Origin of the sequence: Saccharothrix sp. ALI-22-I, assembly GCF_001984175.1 — a bacterium.
Taxonomy (GTDB): Bacteria; Actinomycetota; Actinomycetes; order Mycobacteriales; family Pseudonocardiaceae; genus Actinosynnema.
The window spans coordinates 101180-116780 of sequence record NZ_MTQP01000057.1; the positions used below are offsets into that span (position 1 = coordinate 101180).

The window sequence follows — 15601 nt, forward strand, 5'->3', positions numbered from 1 at the left end:
GTCCGAGCTTTCCGGGGTGCACCGGGTGCGTCCGGGCCTGCTGGTCTGCGGTGGCGTGGTGTTCGTGCCCTGGGCCCGCACTGGGGCTACTGCTGCCGTCGCCACGCGGGCAGGAGCACGGTGTTCGAGCGCCGGACCAATTGAGGCGCCACTGGACGTTGCCGGGGAAAGCCCTTACCGTTTGTGTGCCAGGACGATGACTGCACGTGACCGGCTCGGGGGTCGACAGTTGCGCAAGCGCAGACCCTGATCCCGCCCGTGCGGGCAACCGTCCCGTCCGACCTGTCTCCGTGACAGGTCACCCATTCCGCCGCACACCACACCGCCGCACCCTTCCCCCTTCCGTTCGGGGGAGTCGCCAACGACTGTGGAGGCTTCTGTGGCACCCCGTACTCGGCGCGTGTCGACCATGCTCGGCACACTCGCCACCGCCCTCGTGGTGGCCGCGCCCGCGAGCGCGGCCCCCGTTGTGTCGTCCCAAGAAGAACCCGCGTTCGGTGCTCGGATCGGCACGGTGACGCAGCTGGCCACCGACACCGACGTGCCGTGGGGCTTGGACTTCCTGCCCGACGGCTCCGGCGTCTACGCCCGGCGCGACGCGTTCGACATCGTCAAGCTGTCCCCGTCCGGGGTGAAGACCACCCTGGGCAGGGTGCCGAACGTCGTGGGCACCAACGGCGAAGGCGGCCTGCTCGGCCTTGAGGTGTCGCCGAACTTCGCCTCCGACAACTACCTGTACCTCTACCACACGGCCGCGAACGACAACCGGATCGTGCGGATCAAGGTGCAGAACAACGCCCTGGTGCAGAGTTCGCTCCAGGTCGTGCTCTCCGGCATCCCGCGCAACCGCTTCCACAACGGTGGCAGGCTGCGGTTCGGCCCGGACGGCAAGCTGTACGCGGGCACCGGTGACGCCCAGAACGCCAACTGGGCCCAGGACCGGAACAACCTCGGCGGCAAGGTGCTGCGGCTCAACCCCGACGGCTCCCCGCCCACCGACAACCCGTTCTACGGCACCGGCGGCAACGCCCGTTACGTGTGGACCTACGGCCACCGCAACGTGCAGGGCCTCGCGTTCGACAGCCAGGGCAGGCTGTGGCAGGCCGAACTGGGCAACACCGTGATGGACGAACTCAACCTGTCCCAGAAGGGCGGCAACTACGGCTGGCCGTCGTGCGAGGGCACGTCCGGCACCTGCTCCGGCTACATCGCCCCGAAGCGCACGTGGAGCACCGCCAACGCCTCACCCAGCGGCATCGCCATCGTCGGCAACGCCCTGTTCGTAGCCGCCCTGCGCGGCACCAGGCTCTACGAACTGGCCATCAACGGCACGTCCGTCGGCTCCGAGCAAACCCACCTCCAGTCCACCTACGGCCGCCTCCGCACAGCAGAACCCGCCCCCGACGGCACCCTCTGGCTGACCACCAGCAACGGCGACAACGACAGCACCCCCAACAACTCCACCAGCCGCATCCTCAGGGTGCGGCTGAACTGACCGCTACCAACTGAACGCGCGCGAGGCGGTCCCGGTAGGGGCCGCCTCGGTGCGTTTCGACCCCTGTCACGTCATAAACCTGGCCGGAGGTTGAACCGAACGTCCCACGGGTCCGTGTCAGGGGGGTCAGTCGTCAGGAGGAAGGCCCGCCGATGCAGCCCACCCGCACCACCGTCAGCGGCCACTGTCGCCGCAATCCGTCGCCGCTCGGGGTACGTCCGAGCGCTAGCTGAACGAGAAGAGATGCACGATCCGATCCTCGAACGCACGCTGCGCCAGGTCCGCACCGAGAAGGCGCGTGACCGGAAACGGCGTGGTGGCGTCGTCACGGCGGTGAGCACCGCGCTCGCCGCCGCGGTGTTGGCCGGGGGTGTGTACCTCGGCCAGCACAGCGTGTCCGGGGAACGGGTCCTGGTCGCCACCGCCGCGACCGGCGTCCGGATGACCGCCACCCTCACCCCCGCCGACGGCTGGGTGCGGCTGCGCGCGGTCGTGGACGGGATCGATGCCGGGGAGAAGTGCCAGCTCGTCGTCACGGACCTGCGCGGCAGGCGTTACGTGGCGGGCGGGTGGGTCGCCTCACGGCTCGGTGACGGCGACACCGCGCTCGCCGGCGCGGCCATGGTCGACCTGGACGAACTCGCCGCACTCAGCGTGGTGACGGTCGACGGCCGCGTTCTCGTCACCGCAACCCCTCATGACTCCACTCGCACACCCTGAATCACCCGATCGGGCAGGTCAAATGGCGCGTTCGCGTGTCGGCCGTTCCACTCGGGCGGTTGGCCGACGTCCGGGAGAGGGTGCCTGAATAAGCTGTCGTGCGTGAGGTGGGCGTCCCTGTTGCTGTTACTCGTGCTGGTCGCCGGCTGTGCGGACAGCCGCACGGTGGCCATCGACGAGGTGCCGGTGGCGATGGAGGCGGTGACCACCACCCAGGACGCGTCGACCGGCACGTTCAGCGTCGACTGCGGGCGCAACGAATCGCGCCACCTCAACGCCGACAACATGGTCATCGCGCCAGGTCAGCCGTTCGGTGCGCACCACACCCACGAGTACGTCGGCAACAAGAGCACGCACGCCGGCTCCACCGACGAGTCGCTGGCCGCCGCCGCGACCACGTGCGCGAAAGGCGACCCGTCCACCTACTACTGGCCCGTGCTGCGGCTGACCGACCGGACCGGGCATGACGAGCACGAGCGCGGTGGCGGCGTGCACGGCAACACCGGTGAGGTGCTGCCGCCGTCGAGCGTGGAGATCACGTTCACCGGCAGCCCGGTAAGCGAGGTCGTGTCGATGCCGCGGTTCCTGCGCATGATCGTCGGCGACCCGGCGGCGCTGAACACCGGCCGCGGCCGGGCGCGGTGGAGCTGCACCGGGTTCGAGGACCGGCACACCGACCGCTATCCCGAGTGCGCGCCCGGTAGCAAGGTGCTGCGCACGTTCGACTTCCCCAGCTGCTGGGACGGCCGCAACACCGACAGTCCGAGCCACCGGGCGCACGTCGAGTTCCCGGCGTCCAATGGGGTGTGCAAGGCCGGGACGTTCCCGGTGCCGAAGCTGCGGGTCCGGGTCACCTACGACGTGCCGGCCGGGCGGCCGTTCGCGATCGACAGCTTCCCCGAGCAGCTGCGCGACCCGCGCACCGACCACGGGATGTTCGTCAACGTCATGCCCGACGCCCTGATGCAACGGATCACGACCTGCCTGAACACCGGCCGGACCTGCGCCTAGAAAACTTTCTCGCGCCCACGCTGAACCGAACCCGTCCGGCGTCCGTGTCCGTGGCGAGAGTTGACGAGAGGAGTGGGTGGATGGCGGCTCTGTGGTCCCGGAAACGGGAGGCCGCGGCCGACGAGGCACTGATCCGATCGCTCTACGAGGAGCACGGTCGGGCGCTGCTCGCCTATGCGACGCGGTTGACCGGCGATCGGGCGGCGGCCGAGGACGTCGTCCAGGAAACCCTCGTGCGCGCTTGGCGGCACCCGGACGCCCTGGTGAACGGCAAGGGCTCGGTTCGCGGATGGCTGCTCACGGTGGCGCGCAACATCGTCACGGACCGGATCAGGGCGAAGGCGGCCCGGCCCCAGGAGGTGGCCGAGACACCGACGACCCCGCCGGTGCAACGCGACCACGCCGATTCGGTGGTGGACTCGATGGTGGTGCTCGAAGCCATGGACCGGCTGTCGTCGGATCACCGCGACGTGCTGATGGAGATCTACTTCCGCGGCCGAAGCGTGACCGAGGCGGCCGAGGCGTTGGGGGTGCCACCGGGAACGGTGAAGTCGAGATCGCATTACGCGCTGCGGGCGTTGAGAGAGACGTTCGTCGGACAACAGGTCGCGCTGAAGGGGGTGGCCGGATGACCACGAATCACGGACCCACGAATCACGGACCCACGAACCACGGACCCACGAACCACGGACCCACGAACCACGGACCCACGAACCACGATCCACAGTTGCTCGGCGCCTATGTGTTGGGCGTGCTCGACGAGCGGGAGGTGCGTGCCGTGGAGGACCACTTGGCGTCCTGCGCGCGGTGCCGCGCCGAGTTGGCCGAGCTGCGGGTGATGGAAGACGCCATGGGTGACGTGCCGGCCGAGGCGCTGCTCGACGGGCCACCCGAGGGCGGTGACCTGCTGTTGCAGCGGACTCTGCGGCAGGTGCGGTCCGAACGCGCGGGTCAGGTGCGTCGTCGTCAGGTCGGTATCGGATTGGTCGCGGCGGCCGTGGTCGCGGTCGTGCTGGGCGGGGGTTTCGCGGTCGGCAGGGGGACCGCGCCGGACGTGAGTGCTGTGCAGACGTCCACGCCGCCCGCGCCGCCGGCCGGGACGATGCTCGGTTCGGCCACTGACCCGGAGACCGGCGCGCGGATGACCGTGCAGGTCAAGCCCGCTGCCGGGTGGGTACGGGTGAACGCGTCCGTCGCGGGTATCGCGCAGAACGAGAAGTGCAAGCTGTTCGTCGTCGCCAAGGACGGCAGCAGGCAGGAGGCGGGCAGCTGGCTGGTGTCGGCGACCGGTGAGCAGGACGGCACCAACCTCGACGGCTCGGCGCTCATCGCGCCCGGTGACGTCGCGGCGATCGAGGTGCGCAACTTCGAGGGCGAGCAGATCGTCACCGTGCCCGTGTAGGCGGCGTGTCAGTCTGATTCGGGCTTGTCCCGGGGGAGGGCAGTCCTCGTGCGCGTTCATCGCGCACGGGGACTCCCGTTCTTCACGGCTTGAGCACGGTCTTTACGGCTTGAGCACGACCTTGCCCACGGTGGCGCGGCTCTCCAGCGCGGTGTGCGCCTTGGCGGCTTCGCTGAGCTGGAACGTCGTGGTCAGCGGGGTGAGGCGCTGGTCGGCGAGGGCGCGCAGCGACAGGTCTTCGAGTCCCCGCAGGTTCGTGCCCTTCATCATCCGAGGTCCGACCGCGACCGTCGCGGTGATGCCCAGGCGGTAGAGGTCGGCGGTCTCGATGCGGGTGGGTTCGCCCGCGGACCAGCCGTACATGATGATCCGGCCGCCGATGCCCAGCAGTTCCAGGGCTTTGCGGCCGGGTTCGCCGCCGACGCCGTCGAGCACCACGGTCACCTCGCCGATCCCGTCGGACCAGTCCGGCCGGGTGTAGTCGGCCACGACGTCCGCGCCCAGCTCCCGGACCAGGTCCAGCTTGGCGGTGCTCGCCACGCCGACCACCTTGGCCCCGATCGCCTTGGCCTCCTGCACGAACAACGCGCCCAACCCGCCGGCGGCCGACGTCACCAGCACCACGTCGTCCGCGGTGATCTCGGCGATGCGCAGCACGCCGATGCCGGTGCGGCCGGTGCCGATCATGGCCACCGCGGCGTCGTCGGACACGTGGTCGGGCAGTTCGTGCAGCGACGCGGCGTTCGCCACGGCGAGTTCCGCGTACCCGCCGCTGGCTTGGCCGAGGTGGGCGGTGACCCGCTTGCCCAGCCAGCGCGCTTCGACCCCGTCACCGAGCTTGGTGACGACGCCGGCGACCTCCCGACCGGGCGTCATGGGCAGCGCGGGCAGTGGGAACGGCCCACCGTGCTCGCCTCGGCGGATCGCCGTGTCGAGCAGGTGTACCCCCGCCGCCGACACCGTGATCCGCACCTGGCCGGGGCCTGGCTCCGGGTCGGGCGTCTCCTCGTACCGCAGTGTCTCGGCCGGGCCGAACTCGTGCTGGCGGATGGCGTGCATCTCGTAGTCCCCTCTGTTGTGTGTGTCCGCCACGCTAGGAGTTCGAGTTAAGTCGAGGTCAAGCGATCTTGGTGTGACGGGCGGCCAGTCGGGTGGCCAGTCGGGTGGGTGTCTGCGCGTCGGTGAGGGGCGAAGCACTTCGAGGGGTGGACTTCGCGGGTTGGGTCCGGCTCGATTTGACATGGGGCCCTTACGACCAGCCTATGGCACCCGAACCCATGTCAAATCGAGCCTCGTCGGCCACCTGCGGGTCCGTTGTGGACGCGGGGGATGACTGGCCTCGTCGGCCACCTGCGGGTCCGTCGGGGTCCGGTGGGGGCCGTCGAGGGGTGAGTCTGGCGGCCGGGCCGGTGAACCTCGTCATGTGGCTGATGGTAATTCGCGTACGTCGTAATTCCTTTGACCTCAAGGGGTCTGCGGAGCGATAGTAATCCCGATACCGCAGGGTGTTCGGCTACCTCGAAGGGGATCTTCGTGAACAGCAGGGAGAGTGAGTGGAACGGCTCGGCCACGTGGGTGTCCCGTGGCCTGGGTCAGCGTTCCTGACCTGCCCGTACGTCGGTTCCGGCGAGACGGCGCGGAATTATTCGAAAACCGTATCGGCTGATTTGCCGCGGTGATCGGCAGGTATTTCCGCGCGGCATGGCGGCCCGGCCTTCATGGGGTGGGTCGGGGCGGATAAACCCCGGCACGACGGGGAGTGGTGACTCCTGTCGGGAACGGGGGGCGGGTTCGTGCGCCCGTCCCCTTACTCCATTTGGCCTATCGGTGCGGGGTCAATCGTCTGAACCTGTTTGCCTTTCCGGGTGGATGGGTAGTCGGTGGTCGTCCGGAGCCCGGTAGACGGGCTCGTAGTCCTGGAGTTGGAGGGCGAGATGTCCCACCACTCGACCGTCGGTCGCGTCAAGGTCGCGGGTGTCCAACCCGCCCAGGTGCTGGCAGGCCTGGTCGGCCTGGTCTTCCTCGCGTTGGGTGTGCTGGGCTTCGTGCGCACCGGTTTCGGTGACTTCGCGGGCGACCAGCACGCGATGTTGCTCGGGTTCACGCTGAACCCGCTGCACAACGTGGTCCACTTGGCGTTCGGTGTGCTCGGCCTGCTCATGGCGAGCAGTTCCGGTCTGGCCCGGCTCTACGGGTGGATCCTGTTCATCGGTTACGGCGCGGTACTGCTCTGGGGTCTGGCCCTGGCCGGGGTCTTCTCCACCAACCCGGTCGAACGCCTGGGCAACCCGCTGGCGCTCAACGTCAACGACAACTGGCTGCACCTCGGCCTCGCCGCCGTGGGTCTGCTGATCGCGGTGCTGCCCGCGCGGCGCAAGATCGTCCTGCCGGAGACGGTGGAAGATGAGCGTGCCGGGGAACCGGCCGGGGCACCGGTTTCGGACCGGCGTTCCGACCAGGGCCGGTACGAGCGGGACGCGAGCATTCGCGACCCGCGGGCCGATCCGGCGACGCAGGAGATGCCGACTCAGCGCGTCGACTCGCGGCACGACGAGCGGGTCGAGTCGATGGACCCGACCGTGAGTCCGCGGCCGGTCCAGCCGGTTGACCCGGCCATCGCCGAACAGCACAAGGCGCGTTTCACGCGCTGACGACGTAACCGACACAGCGGTGCACGGTCCGAAGTGGACCGTGCACCGCTGCTGTGTCGAGGCGGGGTCAGGCTGCGGAGTTCATTCGCTGGACCTGGTCGTCATCCAGTTCGATCTCCAGTGCGCCCAGCGACTCCTCCAACTGTTCCATCCGGGTGGCCCCCACCAGCGGGATGATGTTCTTGCGCATCAGCCATGCCAGTACGACCTGGTTGACCGTCGCGCCGAGTTCCCCGGCGACCTCGTGCAGCACCGCGAGTCGTTGCGTGGTGCCCGGGTGGTTGTAGTGCTCGGCCAGTGGCTTGTCGCGGTACTGACCGAACAGCAGTGACGTGTAGGCCACCAGGGTCACGTCACCCTCGGCCGTCGCGTAGTCGAACAGTTCGTCGGTCATGTGGACGTGACCGGCCTCCGGCAGGGTCACGCCCGGTCGCGGCTGGAGGTAGCTGTAGCGCTGCTGCATCGCCGTGTAGAGGGGCCACCCGTTGGCTCGGGACACCGCCCGTGCCCGTTCCAGTCGCCACGTTGAGTGGTTGCTGGCCCCGATCTCCCGCACGGTGCCCGCCTCCACCAGGGACGCGAACCCGCCGAGTGTGTCCTCCAGCGTGACGCTGCGGTCCTCGATGTGGCTGTAGTAGAGGTCGATGCGGTCGGTGCCCAAGCGCTTCAGGCTGGCCTCGGCGGCGGCACGGATCGTGTCGCCGGACAGGCCCTCGGCGGTTTCCAGGCCGGTGCCGGGGATCGACGGTCGGGCGCCGACTTTGGTGGCGACCACGACGTCGTCGCGGTTGGCCCGGGCGGCCAGCCAGCGGCCGACCATCTCCTCGCTCTCGTCGCCGGTTCCGCCGTCCCAGAACATGTAGTTGTTCGACGTGTCCAGGAGCGTGCCGCCCGCCTCGACGAAGCGGTCCATGATCGCGAACGAGGTCTGTTCGTCCACGACCTTGCCGAACGGCATGGCGCCCAGTGCCAGGGCGCTGACCTCGAGTGAACCGATGTGCTGTCGCTGCATGTGGGCAAGCCTGGATGCTGGACCGCGCTCCAGGTCAAGCCCTCACAGGTGGACCTGGCATCCTTGACAGCGATGTCGACGATCACGAAGTGGGCTCCCGCCGTGTTGGCGCTGGTCCTGGTGGCCAGTCCCGGCGTGTGGCGCTACAGCAGGCACGTCATCACCATCGCGCACGAGGCCGGGCACGCCCTCGTCGCGCTGCTCACCGGCCGCAGGCTGGAGGGCATCAAGCTGAACTCGGACACGTCCGGGGTCACGGTGTCGCGCGGACGGCCCACCGGGGTCGCCGTGGTGCTCATGTACTTCGCCGGGTACGTCACGCCGTCCCTGCTCGGGCTGGGTGCGGCGGCGCTGGTGACGGCCGAGCAGGTCCGGCCGTTGCTGTGGGCGACGGTGGGGTTGCTGACCGCGATGCTGATCATGATCCGGAACGCGTTCGGCGTGTTGTCGGTCGTGCTGACCGGCGCGGTGATGTTCGCGGTGTCCTGGTACGCCACGGCCGAGTGGCAGGCGTCGTTCGCGCTGTTCGTGACGTGGTTCCTGCTGTTGGGCGGCGTGCGACCGGTGGGCGAGTTGCAGAGCAGGCGGGCGCGTGGGCGTGCTCCGCAGTCCGACGCCGACCAGCTGGCCCGGATCACCCGGGTGCCCGGCCTGGTGTGGGTGCTGCTGTTCGCCGTCGTGACCATCGGGACGCTCCTGCTGGGCGGACGGATGCTCCTGCCGCTTTAGCCGTGGGTGGGTCGGGTAACCCCTGCCTTTCGAGGGAGGACACCCATGACCACCACCGTCGCCGATTACGTGCTGCGCCGCCTCCGTGACTGGGGCGTCGACCACGTCTTCGCCTATCCGGGTGACGGCATCAACGGGCTGGTCGCGGCCTTCGGGCGCAGCGACGACCAGCCGAGGTTCATCCAGTCGCGGCACGAGGAGATGTCCGCGCTCGAAGCCGTCGGCTACGCGAAGTTCAGCGGCAGGGTCGGCGTGTGCCTGGCCACGTCCGGGCCCGGTGCGATCCACCTGCTCAACGGCCTGTACGACGCCAAGCTCGACCACGTGCCGGTGGTCGCGATCGTCGGGCAGACCGCCCGCACCGCCATCGGCGGCAGCTACCAGCAGGAAGTGGACCTGCACGCGCTGTTCAAGGACGTCGCGTCGGAGTACCTGGTCGACGTGACCGTGCCCGAGCAGCTGCCGAACGCGCTGGACCGGGCCATCCGGACCGCCGAGGCGCAGCGCGCGCCGACCGCGTTGATCATCCCGGCGGACGTGCAGGAGCTGGAGTACTCGCCGCCCGAGCACGCGTTCAAGCACGTGCCGTCCAGCCCGCCGAGCCATTCGTGGGCGACCGCCGTGCCGTCCGAGGAGGACGTGCGGCGGGCGGTGGAGGTGCTCAACGCGGGGGAGCGGGTGGCGGTCCTGGTCGGACAGGGTGCCAGGGGTGCCGCCGACGAGGTGCGCGAGATCGCCGACGTGCTCGGCGCGGGCGTGGCGAAGGCGTTGCTGGGCAAGGACGTGCTGTCCGACGACGAGCCGTGGGTGACCGGTTCGATCGGGCTGCTGGGCACCCGGCCGAGCTACGAGCTGATGCGCGACTGCGACACGCTGCTGATCGTCGGCTCCAGCTTCCCGTACTCGCAGTTCCTGCCCGAGTTCGGGTCCGCGCGGGCGGTGCAGGTCGACGTGGACGGCCGGATGATCGGCATGCGCTACCCGACCGAGGTCAACCTGGTCGGTGACGCCGGGGCGACGTTGCGGGCGATGCTGCCGGGGTTGCGGCGCAAGCAGGACCGGTCGTGGCGGGAGGCGGTGGAGCGCAACGTCGGCGAGTGGTGGGAGACCCTGCGCGCGCAGTCCTTTGTGGACGCCTCGCCGGTGAACCCGATGCGGATCGTGTGGGAGCTGTCGCCCCGGCTGCCCCAGGACGCGATCGTCACCGCCGACTCCGGCTCGGCGGCCAACTGGTACGCGCGGCTGGTGAAGATGCGTGGAGGGATGCGCGGGTCGCTGTCGGGCACGCTGGCCACCATGGGCGCGGGCGTGCCGTACGCGATCGGCGCGAAGTTCGCCCACCCGGACCGGCCGGTGGTGGCGCTCGTCGGCGACGGCGCGATGCAGATGAACGGGCTCGCCGAGTTGATCACCATCGCCCGCTACCACGGCGAGTGGGCCGACCCGCGGTGCGTGGTGTGCGTGCTGCACAACAACGATCTCAACCAGGTGACCTGGGAACTGCGGGCCATGGGCGGCGCGCCGAAGTTCGAGCAGTCCCAGGTGCTGCCCGATGTCGGGTACGCGGCGTTCGCCCGGTCGATCGGGCTGGAGGGCATCGACGTGGACGACCCGGCGGACCTCGGCCCGGCGTGGGACCGGGCGTTGTCCGCGTCCGGGCCCGTGGTGCTGGACGTGCGGTGCGACCCGAGCATGCCGCCGATCCCGCCGCACACCACGTTCGAGCAGACCAAGGCCACCGCCGAGGCGATGCTGAAGGGCGACCCGGACGCGTGGGACGTGGTCAAGCGCGGCGTGCGGAGCAAGGTTCAGGAAATCCTGCACGGGTAACCGTCCGCCATGGTGAGTATCGGTTACTTCCTCTCCAGCGAGGAGTTCGGGCCGCGTGAGCTGGTGAAGCAGGCGCGGTGGGCGGAACAGGCCGGGTTCGAGCGGCTGTGGATCTCCGACCACTACCACCCGTGGAACGGCGAGCAGGGCAACAGCCCGTTCGTGTGGTCGGTGATCGGGGCGCTGTCCGAGGTCACCTCGTTGCCCATCACCACCGCCGTCACCTGCCCGACGGTCCGGATTCACCCGGCCGTGGTGGCGCAGGCCGCCGCGACGGCCGCCGTCCAGTGCCGCGGCGGGTTCACCCTCGGGGTGGGCACCGGCGAGGCGTTGAACGAGCACATCCTCGGCGGCCGGTGGCCGTCCGCGCCGGAACGGCTGGAAATGCTGGAAGAGGCCGTCGAGGTGATGCGGGCACTGTGGACCGGCCACGAGGTCACCCACCGCGGTCGGCACTACACGGTCGAGAACGCCCGGCTCTACACGCTGCCACCGTCACCCGTCCCGGTGTACGTGTCGGCGTTCGGGCCGAAGGCGGCGGACGTGGCCGGCCGGATCGGCGACGGCCTGTGCTCCACGATGCCCGACCCGTCGTTGATCGCGAAGTTCCGCGCCGCCGGTGGCGCGGGCAAGCCGACGCAGGCCGGGTTCAAGGTGTGCCACGCGCCGTCCGCCGAGGCCGGCGTGAAAACCGCGCACCGGGTGTGGCCCAACGAGCACCTGCCCGGCGAACTGGCCCAGGTGCTGCCCACACCCCGGCACTTCGAGCAGGCGTCCACGCTGGTCACCGAGGAGATGGTGGCGTCGGCGCTGCCCGTGGGCCCGGACCCGCAGCGGTACGTGGACGCGGTCCGCGAGTACGCCGACGCCGGCTACGACGAGGTGTACGTCCAGCAGATCGGGCCCGACCAGGAGCGGTTCTTCTCGTTCTGGGCCGACTCGGTGGCGCCCGCGCTGGGGCGTTCGCCGGTGGGCTCGCCGCGGGGAGGCGCGCGATGACCGATCCGAACGAACGCCCGCTGGACGAGATCGAACAGCTGGACGAGGACGAACTCGACGTCGACCCGCTGGAGGAGGGCGTCGAGCCGCCCGAGCACTGGAGCGGCGCCGACCGCCACGGCACGACCCCACGTGAGTTGCGCGAGGGGGAGAGCCTGGACGAGCGCTTGGCGCAGGAGGAACCGGAGTAATCAGACAGCGGCGGCCGAACCGGGCACTCCACCCGACCCACGAATCCATCCGATGGGGCGTACCACGTTTGCACCCCGGCAACCAGCGGGTAAGCCGTGATCAAGCACCTGTGACACCGCAAGGGGGTTCATCCGATGACCAGCACCGCGCGCCTGCCCAAGCCCGTGACCGACGTCTGGGACTGGCAGAAGGAGGGGTTGTGCCGAGGCCGCGACAGCGCCGTCTTCTTCCACCCGGACAACGAGCGGGGCTCCGCCCGAGCCGCGCGCGAGGACAAGGCGAAGCAACTGTGCGCCCGCTGTCCCGTCGTGGCCCGGTGCCGTGAGCACGCGCTCGCGGTCCAGGAGCCGTACGGCGTCTGGGGCGGCATGGGCGAGGACGAGCGTCGTCGAATCATCGCCAACCGCCGCCGTTCCGCCGCCTGACCGGCCCTCGCCGGAACCCGACCAGGCCCGACCGATGACGGTCGCCCCTAGCCCCAGGGCCGCCGCACCACCCCCACGAGCCGGAACACCCCGCACCATGCCAAGGCCGCCTGACCGGGAAGTCAGGCGGCCTCCAGCGTCGTCACAGCCGGTCCGGGCAGTCCTATTCGGTCAGACCCTCGCGCAACTGCCGCAGCGTCTTGGCCAACAGCCGCGACACGTGCATCTGCGAGATGCCGACCTTCTGCGCGATCTGGGTCTGCGTCATGTTCCCGAAGAACCGCATCACCACGATCTTGCGCTCCCGCTCCGGCAGCTTCTCCAGCAGCGGGTGCAGCGCCTCCCGCTGCTCGATCGCCTCCAGCTCCGGGTCCTCCCCGCCCAGCGTGCTGCCCAGCGAGATGGAGCTGTCGTCGGCCACGAGCAGGTCGTCCAACGACGCGCTGTGGTAGGCGTTGCCCGCCGCCAGACCCTCGTGGATCTCCTCCCGGCTCAACCCCAGGTGCTGCGCCAGCTCGCTCGGCGTCGGCGCCCGACCCAGCTCCTGCGACAGCCGCGCCGACCCCGCGTTGATCGCCAGGTGCAGCTCCTTGAGCCGCCGCGGCATCCGCACCGACCAGCTGGAGTCCCGGAAGTACTTCCGGACCTCGCCCATGATCGTCGGCACCGCGAACGACAGGAAGTCGCTGCCCCGCTCCGGGTCGAACCGGTCCACCGCGTTGATCAGGCCGACCGTCGCGACCTGCACCAGGTCGTCGTACGGCTCACCGCGGTGCCCGAACCGGCGCGCGATGTGCTTGGCCACGGGCAGGTGTTCGGTCACCAACTCGTCGCGCAGTCGCTCCCACCGGGGGTCTTCTTTGGCGGTCGCGGCGAGCTGGACGAACAGCGGCGCCAGGTGGTCGTAGTCCCCCTGCGTGCCGGACCGTGTCGTGCCCCCGTCCGACCCCGTCACGCATCCACCGTCCCCAGCGACCGCTTGACCAGGTCGATGTGCACCTCGTACGTCTCCGCCTGCGGCGCGACCCACGTCGTGACCGAATCGACCAGCGCGCTCAGCACGCGCCAGCCGAAGCTGTCCCGGTCAGGGGGCGCCGACCGCTGCGAACCCACCTTGGTGAACACCTGCACCGAGCCGTCCACGACGATGAACTGGGCGCTGAGCACAGCCCCCTGTGTGGCCAGCGAGATCAGCGTCGAGCACGCCTCGTCCACCGCCAGCTTCAAGTCCTCGATGGAGTCCAGGTCGAAGTCCTGGCGCATGGCGATGTCGGCGGCCACCGCCCGGACGATCGACAGCTGCGTGGGGTCGGCCGCCATCCGCAACTCGACCCCGGCCAGGGCGTTCTCCGACTCACCGCTTCGCGGCTCAGTGTGCGACACGCTCACCTCGTCGTCCGTTCTGTCTAGTTGTGCTGCTGAAGCTATCGGTACCCGAACTGATCGTCGCTCACACGTGTAGCCGACGCGCGGGCCGGGAAGACTGACTGGTGCGACGGGGAGGCCTTGTGACCGATCAACTCGCGGACCACCACTGGGGAGTGGAGTTCCCGGCACATGTCGGGCAGCTCGCAAAGGTCCGCGCCAGACTCGACTCGTGGCTGGCCGCTGAAGGTCTCAGTGAGGACGAGCGGTACGACCTGCTCATAGCGGTGAACGAGGCCGCCAGCAACGCCGTGGAGCACGCGTACGACCCCGGCGAGCGCGGCACCGTCCACATCGACGCCGAGGCCCGGCCCGACGGCAGCGTGCGGGTCGTCGTCGCCGACTACGGCACCTGGCGCGTGCCGCCGCCCACCCTGTCCACCCGCGGTCGCGGGCTGCTGCTGATGCGCGAGAACGTCGACGAAGTGCTGGTCGACCGGCAGCCGAGCGGCACCACCGTCACCCTCGTCATGACCCATGGGCACAGGCTGCGCGGCACGTACCTCGCCCCTTCGCCACCGTCCGAGCCGGTGCACGTCACCGCGCACGACGGCTGGGTGGAGGTGCTCGTGCTCGGCGACGTGCCCGCGCCCGCCGCGCCCTCCGTCCGCCGCCGCATCCTCACCGCGGCGCGCGGCGGGTCTGTGCCGGTGGTGGTCGACCTGCGCGCCGTCGGCGAGCGCAACGAAGGCCTCGTCCGCAGCCTGCGGGCCGTCGCCGAGGCGGCAGCCGCGGCGGGCAACCGGGTCGTCGTGCGCGCGCCCGAAAACGGCCACGCCCGCCGCGCACTCGTCGCGGCGGGCGTGGATCAAGTCATCGACATGGTGCCGCACGTCTAGACCCGCTCGGCCATCGTCGTTCAGCGCGCCTCGTCCGCCTCCAGCGCCCGCTCGACCGATTCGAAGACGCTGAACACCTCGCCCAGTCCGGTGGCGGCCAACGGGCGCGTCACCGCGCGTTCCACCGCCACGACGCGGAACGCCGCGCCCCGGCGCTTGGCGTGCTGCGACGCCTCCACCAGCACCGCCAGACCGGCCGAGCCCAGGAAGCTGACCCCGGACATGTCCAGCACCAGCGTGCCGCCGGCGTCGAGGTGCTGCAGGACGTCGGCGCGCAGTTGGGGAGCGGTGAGCATGTCGATCTCACCGCTCACCGCGACCACGGTGGCGCCTTCGGCCACGGTGCGGACGGCGAGCCCGAGCTGCCCGGCCCGCGGGCTGTTGGCCGCGGCGGACTCGGCTCCGCTCGTCGCCACGACGTCCGGATCCTGAACCGTCACGAGGCTCTCCTCTTCAGCTGAAACCGCTTGATGGGAAGCCCGGGTGCGCGAGGAGTGCGCAGCGCTGAACAGCAGCGTGGCGGAACGTGCCCGCTAGCCGGACTTCCCGGCGCGGCTGTTGGCTCAACCGCTGCGCTACCCACCGTACGTAGCCCGTGGCAACACCACAAGCGCGTGGGCAGCGGCCTGATCGGTACCAGTGTAGTGCGCGTTTCGGTGTGCGGCGGGTGACGTACGGTGAACGGTTTGATCCCCTCCGTGTCGGTTACACCTCGGGAGAAGCGTTTCGAGGGGTTCGGCACAACTCGGCGACGACAACGACCCGGCGGGCGCGGACTCGGCCCGAACAAGAGGTGGGCTCCACCACAGTCGCGCAGAATCCGGTGTCGGGGATAACGCCGCGAGAGTCGTGAGCGACACCCCTGGTGGAG

General features: G+C 70.0%; 16 protein-coding genes and 1 pseudogene. 12 read left to right on the top strand and 5 right to left on the bottom strand.

All coding sequences use genetic code 11. The features are described from left to right. Positions 1-379: 379 nt before the first annotated feature. The 5 genes from ALI22I_RS16695 (at position 380) to ALI22I_RS16715 (ending at position 4628) form a co-directional block, all read left to right on the top strand. Positions 380-1495: a PQQ-dependent sugar dehydrogenase gene (locus ALI22I_RS16695; RefSeq protein ID WP_238598404.1), complete on the top strand. Its 1116-nt coding sequence runs from the start codon at positions 380-382 to the stop codon at positions 1493-1495. A gap of 243 nt (positions 1496-1738) precedes the next feature. Continuing rightward, positions 1739-2215, top strand: coding sequence for a hypothetical protein (locus ALI22I_RS16700; protein ID WP_077006421.1), 477 nt, complete (start codon positions 1739-1741; stop codon positions 2213-2215). A 102-nt stretch (positions 2216-2317) separates the two neighbouring features. After that, complete coding sequence (locus tag ALI22I_RS16705; RefSeq protein WP_077006422.1) at positions 2318-3226, top strand: DUF1996 domain-containing protein; 909 nt, start codon at positions 2318-2320, stop codon at positions 3224-3226. Between the two features lie 80 nt (positions 3227-3306). After that, positions 3307-3858: a sigma-70 family RNA polymerase sigma factor gene (locus tag ALI22I_RS16710; RefSeq protein ID WP_077006423.1), complete on the top strand. Its 552-nt coding sequence runs from the start codon at positions 3307-3309 to the stop codon at positions 3856-3858. A gap of 95 nt (positions 3859-3953) precedes the next feature. Beyond that, a complete protein-coding gene (locus tag ALI22I_RS16715; RefSeq protein WP_077006424.1) occupies positions 3954-4628 on the top strand; it encodes an anti-sigma factor family protein in 675 nt (224 codons plus the stop codon). Between the two features lie 102 nt (positions 4629-4730). Here ALI22I_RS16715 and ALI22I_RS16720 read toward each other — a convergent pair whose 3' ends face one another. After that, positions 4731-5687, bottom strand: coding sequence for a zinc-binding dehydrogenase (locus tag ALI22I_RS16720; protein WP_077006533.1), 957 nt, complete (start codon positions 5685-5687; stop codon positions 4731-4733). Between the two features lie 821 nt (positions 5688-6508). Between ALI22I_RS16720 and ALI22I_RS16725 the strand changes: the two genes are divergently transcribed. Continuing rightward, on the top strand, positions 6509-7279 hold the full coding sequence (locus ALI22I_RS16725) for a DUF4383 domain-containing protein (RefSeq protein WP_238598405.1): 771 nt from the start codon (positions 6509-6511) through the stop codon (positions 7277-7279). A 67-nt stretch (positions 7280-7346) separates the two neighbouring features. Here ALI22I_RS16725 and ALI22I_RS16730 read toward each other — a convergent pair whose 3' ends face one another. Next, entirely contained in the window at positions 7347-8291 is a 945-nt protein-coding gene (locus tag ALI22I_RS16730; RefSeq protein ID WP_077006425.1) for an aldo/keto reductase, read from the bottom strand. A gap of 72 nt (positions 8292-8363) precedes the next feature. On the opposite strand from ALI22I_RS16730, the gene ALI22I_RS16735 reads away from it, so the two are divergent. The 5 genes and pseudogenes from ALI22I_RS16735 (at position 8364) to ALI22I_RS16755 (ending at position 12466) form a co-directional block, all read left to right on the top strand. Further along, a complete protein-coding gene (locus ALI22I_RS16735) occupies positions 8364-9020 on the top strand; it encodes a M50 family metallopeptidase (RefSeq protein WP_077006426.1) in 657 nt (218 codons plus the stop codon). A gap of 45 nt (positions 9021-9065) precedes the next feature. Then, positions 9066-10850, top strand: coding sequence for a thiamine pyrophosphate-requiring protein (locus tag ALI22I_RS16740; protein WP_077006427.1), 1785 nt, complete (start codon positions 9066-9068; stop codon positions 10848-10850). Between the two features lie 9 nt (positions 10851-10859). Next, entirely contained in the window at positions 10860-11849 is a 990-nt protein-coding gene (locus ALI22I_RS16745; RefSeq protein ID WP_077006428.1) for a TIGR03557 family F420-dependent LLM class oxidoreductase, read from the top strand. Continuing rightward, positions 11846-12037 (top strand): annotated as a pseudogene (locus tag ALI22I_RS16750) (hypothetical protein); the annotation flags it as partial. The gene ALI22I_RS16745 and the pseudogene ALI22I_RS16750, both read left to right, overlap by 4 nt. Before the next feature lie 138 nt (positions 12038-12175). Next, on the top strand, positions 12176-12466 hold the full coding sequence (locus ALI22I_RS16755) for a WhiB family transcriptional regulator (RefSeq protein WP_077006430.1): 291 nt from the start codon (positions 12176-12178) through the stop codon (positions 12464-12466). A gap of 163 nt (positions 12467-12629) precedes the next feature. Here ALI22I_RS16755 and ALI22I_RS16760 read toward each other — a convergent pair whose 3' ends face one another. Both ALI22I_RS16760 and ALI22I_RS16765 read right to left on the bottom strand, forming a co-directional pair. Then, the gene (locus ALI22I_RS16760; RefSeq protein WP_077006431.1) at positions 12630-13421 is read right to left on the bottom strand and encodes a SigB/SigF/SigG family RNA polymerase sigma factor; all 792 of its coding nucleotides are present in this window, start codon (positions 13419-13421) and stop codon (positions 12630-12632) included. Then, entirely contained in the window at positions 13418-13849 is a 432-nt protein-coding gene (locus ALI22I_RS16765) for an ATP-binding protein (protein WP_077006432.1), read from the bottom strand. The genes ALI22I_RS16760 and ALI22I_RS16765 overlap by 4 nt, the downstream gene beginning before the upstream one ends. A gap of 125 nt (positions 13850-13974) precedes the next feature. On the opposite strand from ALI22I_RS16765, the gene ALI22I_RS16770 reads away from it, so the two are divergent. Further along, a complete protein-coding gene (locus ALI22I_RS16770; RefSeq protein ID WP_077006433.1) occupies positions 13975-14730 on the top strand; it encodes an ATP-binding protein in 756 nt (251 codons plus the stop codon). Positions 14731-14750: 20 nt separating this feature from the next. Here ALI22I_RS16770 and ALI22I_RS16775 read toward each other — a convergent pair whose 3' ends face one another. Next, the gene (locus ALI22I_RS16775; RefSeq protein ID WP_077006434.1) at positions 14751-15170 is read right to left on the bottom strand and encodes an STAS domain-containing protein; all 420 of its coding nucleotides are present in this window, start codon (positions 15168-15170) and stop codon (positions 14751-14753) included. Between the last annotated feature and the right edge of the window lie 431 nt (positions 15171-15601).